An 18,860-nucleotide genomic window follows, 5' to 3' on the forward strand; every position below is an offset into this window, starting at 1 on the left:
AACGAAGAGACCCGCCGAAGCGGGTCCCATCAAGCGCCTACATCACTGCTGGCTCAGATGCCGGCAGCGCGCTTGAGCGCCTCGGCCTTGTCGGTCTTCTCCCAGGGGAAGGCCGTGAAGGTCTCGGTCATCACCTCGCCATTGACGTCGGTCCATTCATAGCTCGACTCGAACGGCTCACGGCCGAAGTGGCCATAGGCGGCGGTCAGCCGATACATCGGATGCAGCAGATCGAGCATGCGAGTGATCGCATTGGGACGCAGGTCGAAATGCTCGCGCACCAGCTCGATGATCTTGGCCTCGCTGATCTTGCCAGTACCGAAGGTATCGACCGACACCGAGGTCGGCTCGGCCACGCCGATGGCGTAGGAGATCTGGATCTCGCACTTGTCGGCAAGGCCAGCGGCGACGATGTTCTTGGCCACATAGCGGCCGGCATAGGCGGCGCTGCGATCGACCTTGGACGGGTCCTTGCCGGAGAAGGCGCCGCCACCGTGACGGGCCATGCCGCCGTAGGTGTCGACGATGATCTTGCGCCCCGTCAGGCCGCAGTCCCCCACCGGGCCGCCGATCACGAACTTGCCGGTCGGGTTGATGTGGTACTGGGTGGTCTCGGTCAGCCACTCGGCAGGCAACACCTGCTCAATGATCTCGCGCTTGACCATCTTGCGCAGCTCGGCCTGGTCGATTTCCGGGTCATGCTGGGTGGACAGAACCACCGCATCCACCGCCACCGGCTTGCCATCGGCGCCGTAGCGGAAGGTGACCTGGCTCTTGGCGTCCGGGCGCAACCAGGGCAGCATGCCGCTCTTGCGCAGCTCCGCCTGACGCTCGACCAGCCGATGCGAGTAGTGGATCGGCGCCGGCATGTAGGAATCGGTCTCGTTGGTGGCATAGCCAAACATCAGCCCCTGGTCACCGGCGCCCTGATCTTCAGGCTTGCTGCGATCGACACCCTGGGCGATATCGACGCTCTGCTTGCCGATCAGGTTGAGCACGCCACAGGTCTCGCCGTCGAAGCCGACGTCGGAGGAGGTGTAGCCGATATCCAGGATGACCTGGCGCACCAGATCCTCGAGGTCGACCCAGGCCGTGGTGGAGATCTCGCCGGCCACAATGGCCACGCCGGTCTTCACCAGAGTCTCGCAGGCCACGCGCGCCTGCTTGTCGCGCGCGATGATGGCATCCAGCACCGCGTCGGAAATCTGGTCAGCGATCTTGTCCGGATGCCCTTCGGACACGGATTCGGAAGTAAACAGGGAGTATTCGCTCATGGCGTCCTCGACCCTCTATCAATAACGGCCTTTGAATAACGGCGTGGGGGGCACAGCACGGCGGCTGAAGCTGCATCACCGCCTGCCTTTGCGCATGGCAGGCGGAACGCGCGACGGGCCAAGAGGCCTCGGGAGCGGGATTCTACACCACAGCGGTCATCGGTTCCTAGAAGCTCGCGAGGCGCGGCAATTGATGGTTGCGCCCTTCTCGGCGACAATACGCTCCCTGAATCCAGCGTGCCGCATGCCGCGGTGCCATTCCGCCATCATGCTCGAGCCGCCCGCCTGCCGCGCGGAGCCGCCCGGGCGTTGCCTGATCGCCGCAGGCGAGGAGCTTTTCAATGCCGTCCCGTTTCGAACTGGCCAATGCCATTCGCGCGCTGTCCATGGACGCCGTGCAGAAGGCCAAGTCTGGCCACCCCGGTGCCCCCATGGGCATGGCCGATATCGCCGAAGTCCTCTGGAACGACTTCATGAGCCATAACCCGGCCAATCCGAACTGGGCCAATCGCGACCGCTTCGTGATGTCCAACGGCCACGGCTCCATGCTGGTCTACTCGCTGTTGCACCTGACAGGCTATGAACTGAGCCTCGAGGACCTGCAGCACTTCCGCCAGCTGCACTCCAAGACCCCGGGGCACCCCGAACTCGGCTACACGCCGGGCGTCGAGACCACCACCGGTCCGCTGGGTCAGGGCCTGGCCAATGCCGTGGGCATGGCCATCGCCGAGCGCACCCTGGCGGCGCAGTTCAACCGCGACGGCCACACCATCGTCGATCACCATACCTACTGCTTCGTCGGCGATGGCTGCCTGATGGAAGGCGTCTCTCACGAAGTCGCTTCGCTGGCCGGCACGCAGGGCCTCGGCAAGCTGATCACCTTCTACGATGACAACGGCATTTCCATCGATGGCGAAGTCGAAGGCTGGTTCACCGATGATACCGCCAAACGCTTCGAGGCCTACGGCTGGCATGTCATTCCCAATGTCGACGGCCACAAGCCCGAAGAAATCAAGGCTGCCGTTGAGCTCGCCAAGAGCCACGACGACCGCCCCAGCCTGATCGTCTGCAAGACCATCATCGGCTTCGGTGCACCCAACAAGCAGGGCAAGGAAGAGTGCCACGGCGCGGCGCTGGGCGAAGACGAAGTGGCCGCGGCCCGCATCCAGCTCGACTGGCCCCATGCGCCCTTCCATGTGCCCGAGGGTATCTATCAGGGCTGGGACGCCACCCAGGCCGGCGAAGCGCGCGAAGCCGAATGGAACGCCCGCTTTGCCCGCTATGCCGAGGCCTTCCCGGCCGAGGCCCGCGAATTCACCCGCCGTATCAAGGGCGAACTGCCCCGCGACCTGACCAGCGAAGCGCTGATCGAGCAGGCACAGGAGCAGGGCGAGAGCATCGCCTCGCGCAAGGCCTCGCTGGGCGTCCTCAACGCGCTGGGCCCGCAGCTGCCCGAACTGCTCGGCGGCAGCGCCGATCTGGCACCGTCCAACCTGACCTTCTGGAAGGGCGCCCAGGTAATCAGCCAGGACGAACCCGGCGGCAACTACCTGCACTACGGGGTGCGCGAGTTCGGCATGGCGGCCGCTATCAACGGCATCGCCCTGCATGGCGGCTTCGTGCCCTATGGCGCGACCTTCCTGATCTTCTCGGAATACATGCGCAATGCCATTCGCATGGCGGCCCTGATGGGGCAGCGCGCCATCCATGTGTTCACGCATGATTCCATCGGCCTGGGTGAAGACGGCCCGACCCACCAGCCGATCGAGCAGCTGACCACCCTGCGCTCGACGCCGAACCTGTCGACCTGGCGCCCGGCCGATGCCGTCGAGACCGCTGCCGCCTGGCACGCCGGCCTCAAGCGCCATTCAGGCCCCACCGCCCTGGTGCTGTCCCGCCAGGGACTGGACCACCAGGCCCGCAACAAGCAGCAGCTGGCCAACATCCAGCGCGGTGGTTACATCCTCAAGGACTGTGAAGGCACGCCGGAACTGATCCTGATCGCCACCGGCTCCGAAGTCGGCCTGGCCATGAATGCCGCCGCCCAGCTTGGCGAGCAGGGCCGGGGCGTGCGCGTGGTATCGATGCCGTCTACCGACGTTTTCGATGCCCAGGACGCCGCTTACCGCCAAGCGGTGCTGCCGCTGGAAGTCGGCGCGCGCATCGCCATCGAAGCCGGCCACCGTGACTTCTGGTTCAAGTACGTGGGCCTCGAGGGCCGCATCATCGGCATGGACAGCTTCGGCGAGTCCGCCCCGGCCGGCGACCTGTTCAAGGAATTCGGTTTCACCGTCGAGAATGTGGTGACCGAAGCCGAGCAGCTACTGGACGACGCCGCCGAAGCCGAATAAGGCACGACGTCGGCATCACAGCTACCCCACGGGGTAACCGTGGCAGACACAGAGTGGAATAAAGAAGGGCACGGCGAACGCCGTGCCCTTCTTCGTTTCTGGACGTCTGTTCCCGGACGTCTTGTCCGGAAGACAGCCGCCGCCGGCTCTCGCCCCTCAGGCGATTGTCACCTGCGGGTCCAGGTAGACATCCTGGATGGCATTGAGCAGCTGGGCGCCTTCCGCCATCGACTTCTGGAAGGCCTTGCGACCGGAGATCAGCCCCATGCCACCGCCGCGCTTGTTGATGACCGCCGTGCGCACCGCCTCACCAAGGTCTGAGGCGCCCTTGGAGCCGCCGCCGGAGTTGATCAGCCCGGCGCGGCCCAGGTAGCAGTTGGCCACCTGGTAGCGAGCGAGATCGATGGGATGGTCGCTGGTCAGTTCGCTGTAGACCTTGTCGTGCGTATGGCCAAAGCCGATATCGCGGTAGCCACCGTTGGTCTCGGGCAGCTTCTGCTTGACGATATCCGCCTTGAGTGTGGCGGCCAGATGATTGGCCTGGCCGGTCAGGTCGGCGGCCAGGTGATAATCGGTGCCATCCTGCTTGAAGTCCGGGTTGCGCAGATAAGCCCACAGCACGGTGACCATGCCAAGCTCATGAGCGCGCTCGAAGGCCTCGCTGATCTCCATGATCTGACGACGACTTTCAGGCGACCCGAAGTAAATGGTTGCCCCCACCGCGGCGCAGCCCATGTCGAAGGCCTGATCGACCTGGGCGAATAGCGTCTGGTCATACATCGCCGGGTAGCTCAGCGTCTCGTTGTGGTTGAGCTTCAGGATCATGGGGATCCGGTGAGCGTAGCGCCGGGCCACCGAGGCGAGCCCGCCAAGCGTCGAGGCCACGGCATTGCAGCCCCCCTCGAGGGCCAGCTCGACGATATTGGCCGGATCGAAATAAAGCGGGTTGGGCGCGAAGGAGGCACCCGCCGAATGCTCGATGCCCTGATCGACAGGCAAGATACTCAGGTAACCGGTACCGCCCAGCCGGCCATGGTTGTACAGCGCCTGCATGTTGCGCAGTACCTGAGGGCTCCTGTCACTATCGGTCATGACCCGGTCGATGAAGTCCGGTCCCGGCAGGTGCAGCTGCTCGTGGGGAATGGTGCTGCAGCGGTGCTCCAGCAGGTAGCTCGCCTCATCGCCGAGAATTTTGGCGGTCTCGCTCATGGTAATTCGCTCCTTGCGGCAGAAATGGATGCCCCTTCATGGTAGCCAGCAGCGTCGCGACCACAAGCACCCGGAAGGTTCTCACCTGACTTTTTGCACACTCCCGCCTCTAATCTGACCCGCCTGTTCCCGTTGCGTACAGCCATCAGGCGCTTCACGTCCAACGCTTCAGCCGATGACCAAGAGATTTTTCTCGCCACTCGAGGCATCATATCGACCCGACAAGAGGGCATTCAGGAGGCAGGTGGTGATCGCATTATTGCGAGGGTTTCTGTGGCTGACGGGGTTCTGGCTCGCTGGCGAGTCGCTGGTCGTACTGCTCGACCTGCCCATTTCGGCGGGCGTGGTCGGCATGCTCTTGTTGACCGCCTCCTTGATGCTGCGTATCGGGCGACTCGAGGATATCGCCGCCGCCAGCCAGCCGCTGATCGGCCTGCTGGCGATGCTGATCATGCCTGGCGTGGTCGGCGTGTTCTTCGTCGCCGACGAGTTCGCCGGCCAGTGGCTTGCCGTGGCGGTGGCATTGGTGGGCGGCACACTCGCCAGCGTGTTGACCACGCTTCTGCTGATGCGCCGCTGCATGCCCGCAGCGCCCAGTACAGAAACGCCTCAAGAGACCTCCTCATGAGCGCCGCCCTGATCGAGCTGCGTGAGGCCCTGATGGCAAGCCCGCTGTCGGCCATCGGCCTGACGCTCGCCGGTTATCTCGTTGCGCTATGGCTCGTCGAGCGCCTCGGGCGCCCCAGCTGGTGCCCGGCGGTGCTGATCGCCGCCCTGCTGGTCGCCGCCAGCCTGTGGGGGCTATCCATCGACGTGGCCGATTATCAACGCGGTGCCGACTGGCTGATGCTGCTGTTGGGTCCGGCCACGGTGGCGCTCGGTGTCCCGCTCTACCAGCAGCTGCATCACATCCGGGCACTGTGGAAGCCGCTGGCGCTGAGCCTGCCCCCGGCGGCGGCACTGGCCTGCTGCTATTCGGTGGCGCTTGCCTGGGCGCTGGGTGCCAGCCCCGAGGTCATGGCCTCGCTGGCCCCCAAGTCAGTGACCGCGCCGATCGCCCTGGGCATCATCGAGGCGCTGCACGGCTCGGTGCCGCTGCTGATGGGCGGGCTTTTGATCACCGGCGTGATGGCGACCCTGGCGGTCAGCCTGCTGGCCGCACCTCTGGGCATTCGTGATCATCGCATCCTCGGCTTCGCGCTGGGCGTCAACGGTCACGCCATCGGTACCGTGCGCGCCTTCGAGATGAGCCCCACCGCTGGCGCCTTCGCCTCACTGGGCATGAGCCTGACCGGCATCCTCACGGCCCTGTGTCTGCCATTGGCCTGGCAACTGCTTGGCCTCTAGCGAGTCGTTAACCAGACAGTTGCCTGGCGCCCTCCGCCCTGCAGGGTGGACGCTTTTGCGCTAGAATCGCCCCTCTGTTGCCTCGAGCGTACCCGACGGGCGCGTTCTTCCGTTTTCGTGTGATTTTCGTGTGAGTGGACCCGACATCTTGGAACCTGAGCCTCGTCCCATGGCCTATCGGATCGCCATCAACGGTTATGGCCGTATCGGCCAATGCGTGCTGCGCGCCTTGACCGAGCGCCAGGCCCATGACGCCCAGACACCGAATGACCGCTCTGTCACTGACGCCGGGCCGCACGAAGCCGCGCCGGCCATTGAAGTGGTGGCCATCAACGAGCTCTCCGACCTCGACACCATCACCTACCTGACTCGCTACGACACCACGCATGGGCGCTTTCCCGGCAGCGTCGAGAGCCGCGACGGCTACCTCTATATCAATGAGCGGCCGATTCGCGTGCTCAGCGAGCAGGACCCGGACCGCCTGCCCTGGCGCGAACTGGACATCGACCTGGTGATCGAGTGTTCGGGCAGCTTCAAGGACCGCGCCACGGCAAGCCGCCACCTGGATGCCGGCGCCAAGCGCCTGCTGTTTTCGCAGCCCGCCGAGAGCGATGTCGATGCCACCATCGTCACCGGCATCAACGACGCCGACCTGACACCTGACTGTCGCATCATCTCCGCCGCCTCCTGCACCACCAACTGCCTGGTGCCGGTGCTGACCATGCTCGACGAGGCACTGGGGGTCGAGCACGGCGTGACCACCACTATTCATTCGGCGATGAACGACCAGCCGGTGATTGATGCCTACCACCAGACCAATCTGCGGCTGACCCGCTCGGCGATGCAGTCGATCGTGCCCGTCGACACCGGCCTTGCCCGCGGCATCAGCCGCCTGATGCCCCACCTCAAGGACCGCTTCGAATGCCTGCATGTGCGGGTGCCGACCATCAATGTCTCGGCCATGGATCTGGCCATCTGTGTGCGCCAGGACACCTCGGCCGAGGCCGTCAATGCGCTGCTCAAGAAGGCCTGTCATGAACGGCTCTCGGGGCTTGTCGGCTATACCGAGGAACCCATGGCCTCGATCGACTTCAACCACGACCCCCGCTCCGGTATCGTGGACGCCACCCAGACCCGCGTCGCCGGCGGCCGGCTGATCAAGATGCTCTGCTGGTTCGACAATGAATGGGGCTTCGCTAACCGCATGCTCGATGTCACTGAGCGGCTGGCACGGCTCGAGGCCCCGGCTTAATCATCGCACTCACCTCTTCCACCTGACTTGCAACCCAGAGGACTCTGCCCCGATGAATGTTCGCAAGATGACCGATATGGATCTCGCCGGCCAGCGCGTGCTGATCCGCGAAGATCTCAACGTGCCGATCAAGAACGGCAAAGTGACCAGCGATGCGCGACTGCGCGCCTGCCTGCCGACGATCCTGGCCGCCCGCGACTCAGGCGCCAAGGTGCTGCTGATGAGCCACCTGGGCCGCCCCACCGAGGGCGAACCGGTCGAGGAGTTCTCCCTGGCGCCGGTCGCCGAGCGTCTGGGCGAACTGCTCGAGCGCCCGGTACGCGTGGTCAAGGACTATCTGGAGGCCAACGTCGACGTCTCCGAGGGCGAGGTCGTACTGCTCGAGAACGTACGCTTCAACGAAGGCGAGAAGAAGGACGAGGAGACGCTTTCCAGGCAGTACGCCGCGCTCTGCGACATCTTCGTGATGGACGCCTTCGGCACCGCCCACCGCGCCCAAGCCTCGACCCACGGCGTGGCCCGCTTCGCCCCGACCGCCTGCGCCGGCCCGCTGCTGGCGGGTGAGCTCGAGGCCCTGGAGAAGGCGCTGGCCAATCCGGCACGCCCCATGGTCGCGATCGTCGGCGGCTCCAAGGTCTCGACCAAGCTCGACGTGCTGACCGCGCTCTCCGAGAAGTGCGACCAGCTGATCGTCGGCGGCGGCATCGCCAACACCTTCATCGCCGCGGCAGGCTACAACGTCGGCAAGTCGCTGCATGAAGCTGACCTGGTCGACCAGGCCAAGGTGCTGATGGCAAAGGTCGAGATTCCGCTGCCCACCGACGTGGTGGTAGCGACCGAGTTCTCCGAGAACGCCTCGGCCGTGACCAAGCCGGTCGATCAGGTCGAAGACAACGAGATGATCCTCGATATCGGCCCCGAGACCGCATCGCGCCTGGGCGGCCTGCTCAAGGACGCCGGCACCATCCTCTGGAACGGCCCGGTCGGCGTGTTCGAGATCGACCAGTTCGGCAAAGGCACCGAAGCCCTGTCGAAGGCCATCGCCGAGAGCAACGGCTTCTCGATCGCCGGCGGCGGCGACACCCTGGCGGCCATCGACAAGTACGACATCGCGGACAAGGTGTCCTACATCTCGACCGGCGGCGGCGCCTTCCTCGAATACGTGGAAGGCAAGACCCTGCCGGCCGTCACGGCCCTGCGCGACGCTTTCGAGGCCGCGCAGTAAGTCATTCCCCCTACACTCTTTGATCCTCACGGCGTGGCCAAGGCCACGCCGTCATCATGTACAACAGGTGAGTTCATGGCACTTATCAGCATGCGCCAAATGCTGGATCACGCCGCCGAATACGGCTACGGCGTCCCGGCCTTCAACGTCAACAACCTCGAGCAGATGCGTGCCATCCTCGAAGCGGCCGACAAGACCGATTCCCCGGTCATCGTTCAGGCCTCTGCAGGCGCCCGCAAGTACGCCGGTGCGCCCTTCCTGCGCCACCTGATCCTCGCCGCGATCGAGGAATTTCCGCATATCCCGATCGCCATGCACCAGGACCACGGCACCAGCCCCGCGGTCTGCCAGCGCTCCATCCAGCTCGGCTTCTCCTCGGTGATGATGGACGGCTCCCTGGGTGAGGACGGCAAGACCCCGGCAAGCTACGACTACAATGTCGACGTTACCCGTCGCACCGTCGAAATGGCGCATGCCTGCGGCGTGTCCGTCGAGGGCGAGCTGGGTTGCCTGGGTAGCCTCGAGACCGGCATGGCCGGCGAGGAAGACGGCGTCGGCGCCGAAGGCAAGCTCGACATGGAACAGCTGCTCACCGACCCGGAAGAAGCCGCCGACTTCGTCAAGGCGACCGGCGTGGACGCCCTGGCCATCGCCATCGGCACCAGCCACGGCGCCTACAAGTTCACCCAGCCGCCCACCGGCGACACCCTGTCGATCCAGCGCATCAAGGAAATCCATGCCCGCATCCCCGATACCCATCTAGTGATGCACGGTTCTTCCTCGGTGCCGCAGGAGTGGCTCGAGATCATCAATGAGCACGGCGGCGCCATCCCCGAGACCTACGGCGTGCCGGTCTCCGAGATCGTCGAGGGCATCAAGCACGGCGTACGCAAGGTCAACATCGACACCGACCTGCGCCTCGCCTCCACCGGCGCCGTGCGTCGTTTCCTGGCCAACAACCCGGCCGAGTTCGACCCGCGCAAGTTCATGAAGGAATCCGTCAGCGCCATGCGCGATGTCTGCATCGCCCGCTACGAAGCCTTCGGCACCGCCGGCAACGCCTCGAAGATCAAGCCGCTCAACCTGGAAGAGATGTTCCTGCGCTACGAGCGCGGCGAACTCGACCCGCAGGTGAAGTAAGCGACCTTCCCCGCCCACCGGCCCTCGCCGGTGGGCGCTTCTTTTGGAACCGCCATGCATAACCTCTGGATTCCCGTCGTCGCCATCCTCGTTGTTGCCGGCCTGATCTTCGGCGGCCAGGCCTACTCCGAGGCAGAGCGCGATGCCCATATCGCCGAGCTGATCAGCGAACGCCTCGATAGCCAGGCGCCCGCCGAGATTTCCCATCTGGCACGGGTCAACAAGGGCTATGGCGTGTGCGGCGACTACACGCTGTCAGCCGACGAGAGCGGCCGCTTCTACTACAACACCGCCACCGAGAACCTGGCGCTGGGCACCGATGCCTCGCAGTATCGCGACAACTGCAATAACCTGCCTGAATGACGCCTTGGGCATCTCTGCCCGATGCTTTTACGGACCCTCCTTAGTTCTCAAGCCGCCCCACCAGCTCAAGCGCACCATCCTCGGGCGCCAGCACCAGAATCTCGCCGGAGCGCGGATAAACGCCGGTGAGCGCGGTGATATTGACCTGATGGGTAACCAATACCAGCGTGCCCTCGCCGCTCCAGGCCTCGATCAGCTCGCCTAGTTCGCGGGTCTGCCGGTCGGCGGCGCTGCGGTCGCGAAAGAAGGAATCGAGTGCCGGAGTGGGTATCACCTCGCCAAGCCCCAGCAGCTCGGCGGTGTCGAGGCAGCGACACCAGCGGCTGGAGCGCACCTCAGTCACTACGATATCCCGTTCACGAAACCGCTCGCCGATGGCGCGAGCCTGAGCACGGCCTTCAGCGGAAAGGTTGCGCTGGGTGGCGCAGTCATCGATCACGAAGCCCGCCGGGTCGCCGGTACCGGGCGCCAGGGCGTGGCGCATCAGGGCAATGTGACCGCCGCTGGCAAGCCTTTCCCAGGCATCGTTGTCCTGAGCGAGAGCTTCGCGCTGCGCGCCCGCTCCAGCAATGAGCAGCAAAAGCAGTGCCAGCATCAGCACGGCCTTGAGCGGTGGCCGCATACGCCATCGAATCATCGGGACCTCGCAATCGGGTAACCGGCAAGAGAAAGGTGTGCCGTCAGTCTAGCCCATATCGCCAAGGACTTAGGTGGGCAGACCAACGATCGCATCGCCTCCTGCTTATCTGCTCTCCCCGGCTTGTCTCCTTGCCTTCTTTCTTGTCTTCTCTCCCGCCTGATCTGGATAGGTTCGCGGAAAGCGGAAAGCCAGACGTCGCCTTCGCCGACCCCATGGCGAATCGAGGCCTGGCTGGCCACGTCGCTGCGCGGCGTGATAACGCTCGCCTGAAGGCCGACGTTGAAAGGCTTGGCCTGGTGAGTGGTATCCTTTGTTGATTAATTTGCTTAGGCGTCACCCACATAGCCCAGCGGCCATGTCATGGGCCTTCTCACCCAGCGCTTCTCACCGCGAGCGATATACTCAAGGGCGCGGTATACCACGCCACTCTGACTGACGAGACCTTACTTGCTGACCGATCTATCCCTCAGCACCGCCATCGCACTGACCATCGGCTGTACGCTGGTGATCGGCGTGGCGGGCACGCGCTTGGCCCATATCGTCGATGACCTGGCCGACCGCACCGGGCTCGGCGAAGCGATCGCCGGTGCCGTGCTGCTGGGGCTTGCCACTTCACTGTCGGGGCTGGTGCTGTCGGTCTCCGCGGCACTGGCCGACCACCCGACCCTCGCCATGAGCAATGCGCTGGGCGGTATTGCCGTACAGACCCTTTTTTTGACCATCGCCGACCTGGTCCATCGACGGGCCAACCTGGAACACGCCGCCGCCTCCGTCGGCAATCTGGTGCAGGGTAGCCTGCTGCTGTGTCTGCTGGCACTGGTTCTGGTGGGGCGCTTCGCCCCGGAGTGGACCCTGTGGCAGGTTCACCCGGTGACCCCCTTGCTGGTCGTGGTCTACCTGTTCGGGCTGCGTCTGGCGGACCGCACCAAGGACAGCCCGATGTGGCGGCCGGCGCAAACCCGCGACACCCAACCCGACATTCCCGACGACCAGGCCGCGACCCGCTCGTTGCTGACCCTGTGGCTGAGTTTCTTGGGCCTGGCACTGGCCCTCGCCACGAGCGGCTGGGTGCTCGAGCGCGCCGCCTCGGTGATCGCCATCGAAACCGGCATCGGCCAGTCCGTCGTCGGGGCGTTGATGACCGCGGTGGTCACCTCGCTGCCGGAACTGGTCACCTCGGTGGCCGCCGTCCGGCGTGGCGCCCTGACCCTTGCCGTGGCCGGCATCATCGGCGGCAACGCCTTCGATACCCTCTTCGTCGCCGCCTCGGATGTCGCCTATCGAGGCGGGTCGATCTATCACGCCATCCCCGACCCGGTGGCGCTGTGGGTCGCCCTGTCGCTGCTGATGACTGCCATCCTGATGGTGGGCATGATTCATCGCGAACGCCAAGGACCAGGGCGCATCGGCTTCGAGAGCGTGGCCATTGCCGCCTGCTACCTGGCAGGCGTGCTGTCGCTGCTGTTCACTTCCGGCTGAGCCCGCCTCACATCCCGGGTGAGGCGGACCGAGAAGCAGCCCACTACCCGACCTTTGTCTAGCCCTGAAAACTTGCCCTTCGACCACTGACGAACCTACGATGGTAACGTTCCCATTCAAGGTCGATCCCCTTCATGGCCGACAACCTCAACCGTGCCACCATCCTGGAAGTCGCCCGTGATGCCGGCGTCTCCAAGACCAGCGTATCGCGCTACTTCAGCAGCGAACGTAATCGCCTGTCGGAAACGATGCAGACACGCATTGCCCGTGCCGCCAAACGCTTAAATTACCGCCCCAATCAGATGGCTCGTGGCCTCAAGGGGGGGCATTCGCGACTAATCGGCATGCTGGTGGCGGATATTCTCAATCCCTTCTCGGTAGCGGTGATGCACGGGGTCGAGCAGGCCTGCCGAGCCCGCGGTTTTTCGTTAATGGTGTGCAATACCGACAACGACCCGGCTCAGGAACGCGATCATCTGGCACTGCTTGCCGCCTATCGGGTCGAGGGCCTGGTGATCAATGCCGCGGGCCAACCCAGCCGCGAGCTCAAGCAGATTGCCGAGCAGGGAACGCCCCTGGTGCTGCTGGACCGCTCGCTGGGTGACTTCGAGGCCGACGAGGTCGGTCTCGATAACGCACGGGCCATCGACATGGCACTGGATCACCTCTCGGCCCAGGGCTATGGCGACCTGCTCTACCTCAGCGAGCCCACCTCGCAGGCCAGCTCCCGCCAGCTTCGCCGCGAGCGCTTCGAACAGCAGCTCGTCGTGCGCGGACTCGAGGGCAAGGCGGCCAGCCTGTCGCTGGACAAGGATCATGCCGCACTCGAGCACGCCATCAGGGACTTTCTGGCCGCCCCCTCCCAGCAGCCGAAGGCCCTGCTATGCGCCAATGGCCATGTCACGCTTGCCGTCACGCGAGCGTTACAGGCTCAGGGCGTGGTGTTAGGGGAAACCGGGCTGATGGGCATCGACGAACTCGATTGGTGCGATCTGGTCACGCCGGGCATCACCACACTGGCCCAGCCCACCGAGGGTATCGGTCGTGCCGCCGTGGAGGCCCTGCTGCAACGCCTCGAGAACCGTGGCAATGCGGCACCGCCGCGGCGCATCCAGTATCAGGCGCAGCTGATTTCACGCGGTTCTACCCAACGCCCCGCCCCTCTCACGCCTCGCTAGCACCTCTCGCCGCCTTCAAGGAGACATCCCATGACCGCTAGATCACTCACGCCACGCGCCTCAATGGTAACGTTCCCATCACATGCGTCGGCCAATTCGGACAGCGCTGCGGTACTGGTCGCCACCTCGGCATTCGGTCACTCGCTGATCGCTGAGCACGGCCAGGCGGCCGTTCTGCCCTGGCTCAAAGAGGCCGGCGCCGACGGCGTGGAAATCCGCCGGGAACTGCTGCCCGATGGTTTTAACGATTTCGAGGCGTTGGGGCGCGCAGGCGCAGAGACTTCACTGGGCGTGGTCTACTCTGCCGCCGATGCGCTATGGAACGGCGACAGCCTGGCGCCCGGTGTCATGACGCGTCTGGAGGAAAGCCGGCGCCTGGGTGCGGTGGCCGTGAAGTTCTCGCTTGGCCATTACGCCTCGGATGCCTCGCCCGCCAGTCGCATCAATGCCTGGCAGCAGCTATGCGACGCGCTAAAAGGTACTGCTACGCCATTGCTGCTGGTCGAGAACGACCAGACGGCGGAGGGCGGCACCCTCGCACCGATGGCCGCGACCCTTGCCGATGCCAAGGCCGCCGACTGCCCTCTGTACATGACCTTCGATATTGGCAACTGGCAGTGGACGGGAGTCGACCCACTGGCCGCCGCCCAGGCGCTGGGGCCCTATGTGCGCTACCTGCATTGCAAGGGCGTGAGTGTCGAGCGCGACAGACACCACGCCAGCGTGCCTGACGACTGGGAGCTGGCCGAATGGCGAGCGCTGCTGGCGCACTTCCCCGCTGGCGTGACCCGGGCTATCGAATACCCCCTGCAAGGATCGCCGCTGGTGGATGTTACCTGTGAGCAGATCAAGCGACTGCGAGCCCTTTAAGTCGGCCACCAATAACACGTTACGCCTAAACAAGAGGAGCCTTTATGCCATCACACGATACACCACCCGAGGTGGTCGCCTTCGGAGAAGCGATGACGATGTTCGTCGCCGAGCACCTGGGTGAGCTATCCGAGGTCGAGCATTTCCAGCGCCGCATTGCCGGGGCCGATACCAACGTGGCCATCGGCCTTGCCCGTCTGGGTTTCCACGTGGGCTGGCTGAGTCGGGTCGGTGATGACAGTTTCGGGCACTATATTCGCCGCACCCTGGAGGCCGAAGGCCTCGACTGCCGCCATCTAATCAATGACCCGGACCACCCGACCGGCCTGGTATTCAAGGCACGCGCCGCACATGGCGCCGACCCGCACGTCGAATACTGGCGCCACGGCAGCGCCGCCAGCCGGCTCTCACCGAGTGATGCAACCGCGGTGGACGTCGGTGCCTGGCGCCATCTGCATGCCACCGGCATTCCCCCGGCGTTGTCGGCGAGCTGCCGCGAGTTATCCTTTCACATGCTCGACAAGGCACGCGAGGCAGGTGCCAGCATCTCCTTCGACCCCAATCTGCGGCCAAGCCTTTGGCGCAGTGAGGCCGAGATGGCCAGCACCCTCAATGCCATGGCCGCCAAGGCTGACTGGGTATTGCCGGGGCTCGCCGAGGGCCAACGCCTGACCGGGCTGGAGACGGCTCATGATATCGCCGGTTTCTATCTCGAGCGTGGTGTCAAGGCGGTGATCATCAAGCTTGGCCCCGAGGGCAGTTACTACCGCGGTGTCTTGGGCGGCCAGGAGGAAAGTTTCACGATAGCCGGCATCCCTGTGCCGACAGTCGTTGATACCGTCGGCGCCGGCGACGGCTTCGCGGTGGGCGTGATCAGTGCCCTGCTAGACGGACGCGCCCCCCGCGAGGCCCTGCGGCGCGGCAACCTGATTGGCGCCGAGGCGGTGCAGGTCCGCGGCGACATGGAAGGCCTGCCGCATCGAGACCACCTGGCGAGCCTGGAAGCCAGCAGCGACACATCCAAAGGCCAGTGAGCCGAGTCCTCGTACATAAGGAGCCTTAAATGAAAAAGCGTATCGTGGCGTTTCGCCGCCTCAACGATGATCAGCTCGGCCAGTTGCGCCGCGATTTCCATGTCGACTACTTCGACCCGCTGGCATCCGCCGATGACCCGGCCTTTCTCGCGGCACTGGAGCAGGCGCATGGCCTGGTAGGGGCCGGCCTCAAGGTCACACCGGCGTTACTCGACAAGGCGCCGCACCTCGAGGCCATTGCCAGCATCTCGGTGGGATATGACAACTATCCGGTCGAGGAACTGACCCGGCGCGGCATCCTGCTGTGCAACACCCCGGACGTGCTGACCGAAACCACCGCCGATACCGGTTTCTTGCTGATCATGTCGACGGCCCGGCGTGCCGTGGAGCTTGCCGAGTTCGTCAAGCGTGGTGACTGGAAAGCCAGCATCGGCGAGGCGCAATTTGGCTCCGACGTTCACGGCAAGACGCTCGGCATGGTGGGCTTTGGCCGCATCGGCGCCGCCATCGCTCGCCGGGGCGCCCTGGGTTTCGGCATGCGTATTCTCTACTCCAATGCCTCGCCCAAGCCGGCCCTGGAAGACGAGCTGGGCGCGCGACGCTGCGAGTTCGATGAACTGCTTGAAACCGCCGACTTCGTCTGTGTCACGGTACCCCTGAGTGCCGAGACCGAACGGCTGATCGGCGCCCGAGAGTTCGGGCTCATGCGTCAATCGGCCATCTTCATCAATATCTCGCGTGGCAAGGTGGTCGACGAGAAGGCCCTGATCGAGGCGCTCGAGCAAGGCGAGATCCGCGCCGCGGGCCTTGATGTCTTCGAGCAAGAGCCGCTGCCCGAGGCGTCGCCGCTGCCACAGATGGCCAACGTGGTGGCGCTTCCGCACATCGGCTCGGGAACGGTGGAAACCCGCACCGCCATGGCGCAAAGAGCCGTCGATAACATCACCCTGGCGCTAAGCGGCAAACGCCCCATCAGCCCGGTCAATGACGAACTCTTGAACGACTGAGTCCGTCCTGGCGGCCCTTGGCTGGCCGCCTGCCTGCGCTACCGCTTTCCCGGCCCGGCATACATACCGCCGTGGCCGGCGTATGGCCGTGGGCACTCATGAAACCTTTATCAGTGGGTCAAGCGTGGTACTGGCTGACCACCGTCGGTGCCCACCGAGCGGCCATCATAGACTAAAGATGAGTTGGTAGGTGCCAGGGGATCTTCTAGATTTAGACCCATCCAAAAAGATGCAATTTCCCGTTCACCACGGAGTACTACATGACCCAGGACACCGCTCGTACATCACCCCGTCGCGACTCCAGTAGCATCACGCTGCAGGACATTGCCGCGCATTCAGGGGTGTCTCGCTCGACGGTGTCGCTGGTTCTGCGCGAGAGTCCGCTGGTGGCCGAGCGCACCCGTCTCAAGGTGCAGCGGGCGATCAAGGAGCTGGGCTATGTCTACAACCGCGGCGCCGCCGCCTTGCGTGGCAGCCGCACCTCGACCCTCGGCGTCGTGGTCTACGACATCGCCAATCCCTTCTTCGGCGCCATGGTGGCGGGCATCGATGCGGCCCTGAACAAGGAAGGCTACGTTTCATTCCTGGCCAACAGCGAGGACTCACCGGAGCGTCAGCAGCGCTTTCTCGAGCGCATGCGCGAGCATAGCGTCGATGGCATCCTGCTGTGTCCGGCCGAGGGCACGCCGCCGTCGCTGATCGATACCCTGGCCGAGTGGCAACTGCCCTGTGTCCAGGTACTGCGCCATATCGGCGCCCCGCCCTTTGACTACGCCAGCAGCGATTTCGTCCTCGGCGTGCATCAGGCCGTCGACCATCTGGTCGCCCTCGGCCATCGGCGCATCGCCTTTCTCGGCGGCAATGCCGAGCATTCGGCGACTCAGGAACGCTGGCAGGGCTACACGGAAGCACTGGCCCATCATGGCCTCGACTATCAGCGTCTGGTCCGCGGCAACGTGACCCGTAGTGCAGGCCTTGAGCTGATCGAAACGCTGATGCGCGAGACGCCCCGCCCCACTGCGGTGATCTGCCACAACGATCTGGTCGCCTTCGGTGCCATGCTGGGCTTGAAGCGCCTGGGCCTGACACCGGGACAGGACTGCGCGGTGATCGGCACTGATGATGTCGAGGAAGCGACCCTTGGCGACCCGGCATTGACCAGTGTCGCCACCCACCCTTACGCCATCGGCGAGGAGGCGGCGCGACTAGCGCTGCGTCGCATCGCCGATCCCGACGGGGCGCGCGAGCAAGTCGTGCTCGCCCCCCGGCTCCAGGTTCGCGAGTCCTGTGGTAGTTCATCAACAGAGATTCCCGCGACGTCGCCGGCCACGGCTGGCCCCTCCCTGAGCAGCGCCTGACACGCGGCACCTGCTCCAACGCCGTCAATCACTACAACAACGAACTCACTACAACAACGAACTCACTACAACAACGAACTCACTACAACAACGAACTCACAGAGGTATCGACATGACCAAGAACTGGATCGATCCAAAAGCACTCCCCACCCTGACGCGCGGCTTGCTGACCGGCGCCCTAGTGACCGCCGCGCTGGGCATCGCCGGCACCGCTCAGGCATTCGACCTGCGCTTTGGCCACGGCGGCACCGAAGACACTGCCTATCAACTGGGCGCCGAGAAATTTCAGGAGCTTATTGGCGAGAAAAGCGACGGCGAGATCGGCGTCCAGATTCTCGGTAACTCCGTACTCGGCCATGAAACCGAGATGTTCGAGCAGCAGATGGCTGGCGCGCTGGACATGTCGATCATCAACCCGGGGCTGATCACCGACTTCTCGCCGACCGCCAACGTCTTCTCGATCCCGTTCTTGTACCGCGACGTCGAGCACTGGCAGACCGTCCTTGATGGCGACGTCGGCCGCGACATTGCCAACCAGATCAGCGAGGAAACCGACGTCAAGATACTGGCTTTCTTCGGCGGCGGTAAGCGCCAGGTCGTCAGCACGCGACCGCTGGAAAACCTTGATGACATCGAAGGCATGAAGCTGCGGACCAACCCCACCAAGCCGTTGATCACCGCCTGGTCGGCGCTGGGTGCAGAACCCACCGTGATGGCCTGGAAGGAGATCTACACCGGCCTGCAGCTAGGCGCTATCGACGGCCTGCTCAATGAAGCCGAGTGGATCCATCGCATGCGCTTCCACGAAGTAGCGCCTCATATCGGTCTATCGCAGCACGATATCACCGTGCGCCTGCTGACCATGTCAGAGATGGCCTGGGACCGCCTGGGTGACGAACAACAGCAGGCGGTCATGGCCGCCGCGCAGGAAGCCGCCCACTACGCCCGTGAAGTGCAGCTCAAGCAGGATGCCGAGGCGCTGGATCAACTGGTGGCCGAAGGCGCGACACTGCATGAGCTCGACCGTGAGCGCATGCAGGAAATCGTCAAGGCGCCCCTCGCCGAGGTGATCGAGGACATGGGGCTGACCGAGCTCCACCAGAAGATCATTAACGCCGGATAATGGCCGTGCC

The 18,860-nt window shown here is 64.5% G+C and carries 17 protein-coding genes; 14 read left to right on the forward strand and 3 right to left on the reverse strand.

Going from position 1 to position 18,860, the window contains the following annotated elements; translation table 11 throughout:
• Positions 1-53: 53 nt before the first annotated feature.
• Complete coding sequence (gene metK / locus HF027_RS09340; RefSeq protein WP_168015028.1) at positions 54-1,274, reverse strand: methionine adenosyltransferase; 1,221 nt, start codon at positions 1,272-1,274, stop codon at positions 54-56.
• A 341-nt stretch (positions 1,275-1,615) separates the two neighbouring features.
• Here metK and tkt point away from each other — a divergent pair, with 341 nt between their 5' ends.
• Entirely contained in the window at positions 1,616-3,625 is a 2,010-nt protein-coding gene (gene tkt / locus HF027_RS09345; RefSeq protein WP_168015030.1) for a transketolase, read from the forward strand.
• A gap of 156 nt (positions 3,626-3,781) precedes the next feature.
• On the opposite strand, the gene HF027_RS09350 is transcribed toward tkt, so the two are convergent.
• Positions 3,782-4,834 (reverse strand): class I fructose-bisphosphate aldolase, encoded by a 1,053-nt coding sequence (locus HF027_RS09350; RefSeq protein WP_136255646.1) that lies wholly within the window; start codon positions 4,832-4,834, stop codon positions 3,782-3,784.
• Between the two features lie 250 nt (positions 4,835-5,084).
• On the opposite strand from HF027_RS09350, the gene HF027_RS09355 reads away from it, so the two are divergent.
• The 6 genes from HF027_RS09355 (at position 5,085) to HF027_RS09380 (ending at position 10,161) form a co-directional block, all read left to right on the forward strand.
• Positions 5,085-5,462 (forward strand): CidA/LrgA family protein, encoded by a 378-nt coding sequence (locus tag HF027_RS09355; RefSeq protein WP_168015184.1) that lies wholly within the window; start codon positions 5,085-5,087, stop codon positions 5,460-5,462.
• The gene (locus HF027_RS09360; protein ID WP_168015032.1) at positions 5,459-6,181 is read left to right on the forward strand and encodes an LrgB family protein; all 723 of its coding nucleotides are present in this window, start codon (positions 5,459-5,461) and stop codon (positions 6,179-6,181) included. The genes HF027_RS09355 and HF027_RS09360 overlap by 4 nt, the downstream gene beginning before the upstream one ends.
• Positions 6,182-6,350: 169 nt before the next feature.
• Positions 6,351-7,433, forward strand: a complete 1,083-nt coding sequence (locus HF027_RS09365; protein ID WP_168015034.1) for a type I glyceraldehyde-3-phosphate dehydrogenase — start codon at positions 6,351-6,353, stop codon at positions 7,431-7,433.
• A gap of 52 nt (positions 7,434-7,485) precedes the next feature.
• Positions 7,486-8,658 carry a phosphoglycerate kinase gene (locus HF027_RS09370; RefSeq protein ID WP_168015036.1) on the forward strand — a complete coding sequence of 391 codons (1,173 nt, stop codon included), beginning with the start codon at positions 7,486-7,488 and terminating at the stop codon, positions 8,656-8,658.
• Positions 8,659-8,733: 75 nt separating this feature from the next.
• Positions 8,734-9,798, forward strand: coding sequence for a class II fructose-bisphosphate aldolase (fba, locus tag HF027_RS09375; RefSeq protein ID WP_168015038.1), 1,065 nt, complete (start codon positions 8,734-8,736; stop codon positions 9,796-9,798).
• Positions 9,799-9,852: 54 nt separating this feature from the next.
• On the forward strand, positions 9,853-10,161 hold the full coding sequence (locus tag HF027_RS09380) for a hypothetical protein (protein WP_168015041.1): 309 nt from the start codon (positions 9,853-9,855) through the stop codon (positions 10,159-10,161).
• A gap of 40 nt (positions 10,162-10,201) precedes the next feature.
• On the opposite strand, the gene HF027_RS09385 is transcribed toward HF027_RS09380, so the two are convergent.
• Complete coding sequence (locus HF027_RS09385; RefSeq protein WP_245184627.1) at positions 10,202-10,798, reverse strand: histidine phosphatase family protein; 597 nt, start codon at positions 10,796-10,798, stop codon at positions 10,202-10,204.
• A gap of 450 nt (positions 10,799-11,248) precedes the next feature.
• Between HF027_RS09385 and HF027_RS09390 the strand changes: the two genes are divergently transcribed.
• The 7 genes from HF027_RS09390 to HF027_RS09420 all read left to right on the forward strand — a co-directional run bounded on the left by HF027_RS09390 (position 11,249) and on the right by HF027_RS09420 (position 18,850).
• Positions 11,249-12,280: a sodium:calcium antiporter gene (locus tag HF027_RS09390; protein WP_168015043.1), complete on the forward strand. Its 1,032-nt coding sequence runs from the start codon at positions 11,249-11,251 to the stop codon at positions 12,278-12,280.
• Positions 12,281-12,414: 134 nt separating this feature from the next.
• On the forward strand, positions 12,415-13,458 hold the full coding sequence (locus tag HF027_RS09395; protein ID WP_168015045.1) for a LacI family DNA-binding transcriptional regulator: 1,044 nt from the start codon (positions 12,415-12,417) through the stop codon (positions 13,456-13,458).
• Between the two features lie 30 nt (positions 13,459-13,488).
• Entirely contained in the window at positions 13,489-14,328 is an 840-nt protein-coding gene (locus tag HF027_RS09400) for a sugar phosphate isomerase/epimerase family protein (protein WP_245184629.1), read from the forward strand.
• A gap of 44 nt (positions 14,329-14,372) precedes the next feature.
• Positions 14,373-15,362 carry a sugar kinase gene (locus tag HF027_RS09405; protein ID WP_168015047.1) on the forward strand — a complete coding sequence of 330 codons (990 nt, stop codon included), beginning with the start codon at positions 14,373-14,375 and terminating at the stop codon, positions 15,360-15,362.
• 29 nt (positions 15,363-15,391) lie between these two features.
• Positions 15,392-16,369 carry a 2-hydroxyacid dehydrogenase gene (locus tag HF027_RS09410; protein WP_168015049.1) on the forward strand — a complete coding sequence of 326 codons (978 nt, stop codon included), beginning with the start codon at positions 15,392-15,394 and terminating at the stop codon, positions 16,367-16,369.
• 260 nt (positions 16,370-16,629) lie between these two features.
• Positions 16,630-17,727, forward strand: a complete 1,098-nt coding sequence (locus HF027_RS09415; RefSeq protein ID WP_168015051.1) for a LacI family DNA-binding transcriptional regulator — start codon at positions 16,630-16,632, stop codon at positions 17,725-17,727.
• A 112-nt stretch (positions 17,728-17,839) separates the two neighbouring features.
• Positions 17,840-18,850: a TRAP transporter substrate-binding protein gene (locus HF027_RS09420; RefSeq protein WP_168015053.1), complete on the forward strand. Its 1,011-nt coding sequence runs from the start codon at positions 17,840-17,842 to the stop codon at positions 18,848-18,850.
• Positions 18,851-18,860 lie beyond the last annotated feature (10 nt).

Source organism: Halomonas salinarum (assembly GCF_012062845.1).
Classification (GTDB): domain Bacteria; phylum Pseudomonadota; class Gammaproteobacteria; order Pseudomonadales; family Halomonadaceae; genus Onishia; species Onishia salinarum.

Coding starts and splice junctions, on each gene's coding strand:
- HF027_RS09385 (WP_245184627.1), bottom strand. CDS start 10,798: ATGATTCGATGGCGTATGCGGCCACCGCTCAAGGCCGTGCTGATGCTG.
- metK (WP_168015028.1), bottom strand. CDS start 1,274: ATGAGCGAATACTCCCTGTTTACTTCCGAATCCGTGTCCGAAGGGCAT.
- HF027_RS09405 (WP_168015047.1), top strand. CDS start 14,373: ATGCCATCACACGATACACCACCCGAGGTGGTCGCCTTCGGAGAAGCG.
- fba (WP_168015038.1), top strand. CDS start 8,734: ATGGCACTTATCAGCATGCGCCAAATGCTGGATCACGCCGCCGAATAC.
- HF027_RS09370 (WP_168015036.1), top strand. CDS start 7,486: ATGAATGTTCGCAAGATGACCGATATGGATCTCGCCGGCCAGCGCGTG.
- HF027_RS09380 (WP_168015041.1), top strand. CDS start 9,853: ATGCATAACCTCTGGATTCCCGTCGTCGCCATCCTCGTTGTTGCCGGC.
- HF027_RS09415 (WP_168015051.1), top strand. CDS start 16,630: ATGACCCAGGACACCGCTCGTACATCACCCCGTCGCGACTCCAGTAGC.
- HF027_RS09350 (WP_136255646.1), bottom strand. CDS start 4,834: ATGAGCGAGACCGCCAAAATTCTCGGCGATGAGGCGAGCTACCTGCTG.
- HF027_RS09410 (WP_168015049.1), top strand. CDS start 15,392: ATGAAAAAGCGTATCGTGGCGTTTCGCCGCCTCAACGATGATCAGCTC.
- HF027_RS09365 (WP_168015034.1), top strand. CDS start 6,351: ATGGCCTATCGGATCGCCATCAACGGTTATGGCCGTATCGGCCAATGC.
- HF027_RS09395 (WP_168015045.1), top strand. CDS start 12,415: ATGGCCGACAACCTCAACCGTGCCACCATCCTGGAAGTCGCCCGTGAT.
- HF027_RS09420 (WP_168015053.1), top strand. CDS start 17,840: ATGACCAAGAACTGGATCGATCCAAAAGCACTCCCCACCCTGACGCGC.
- HF027_RS09400 (WP_245184629.1), top strand. CDS start 13,489: ATGACCGCTAGATCACTCACGCCACGCGCCTCAATGGTAACGTTCCCA.
- tkt (WP_168015030.1), top strand. CDS start 1,616: ATGCCGTCCCGTTTCGAACTGGCCAATGCCATTCGCGCGCTGTCCATG.
- HF027_RS09360 (WP_168015032.1), top strand. CDS start 5,459: ATGAGCGCCGCCCTGATCGAGCTGCGTGAGGCCCTGATGGCAAGCCCG.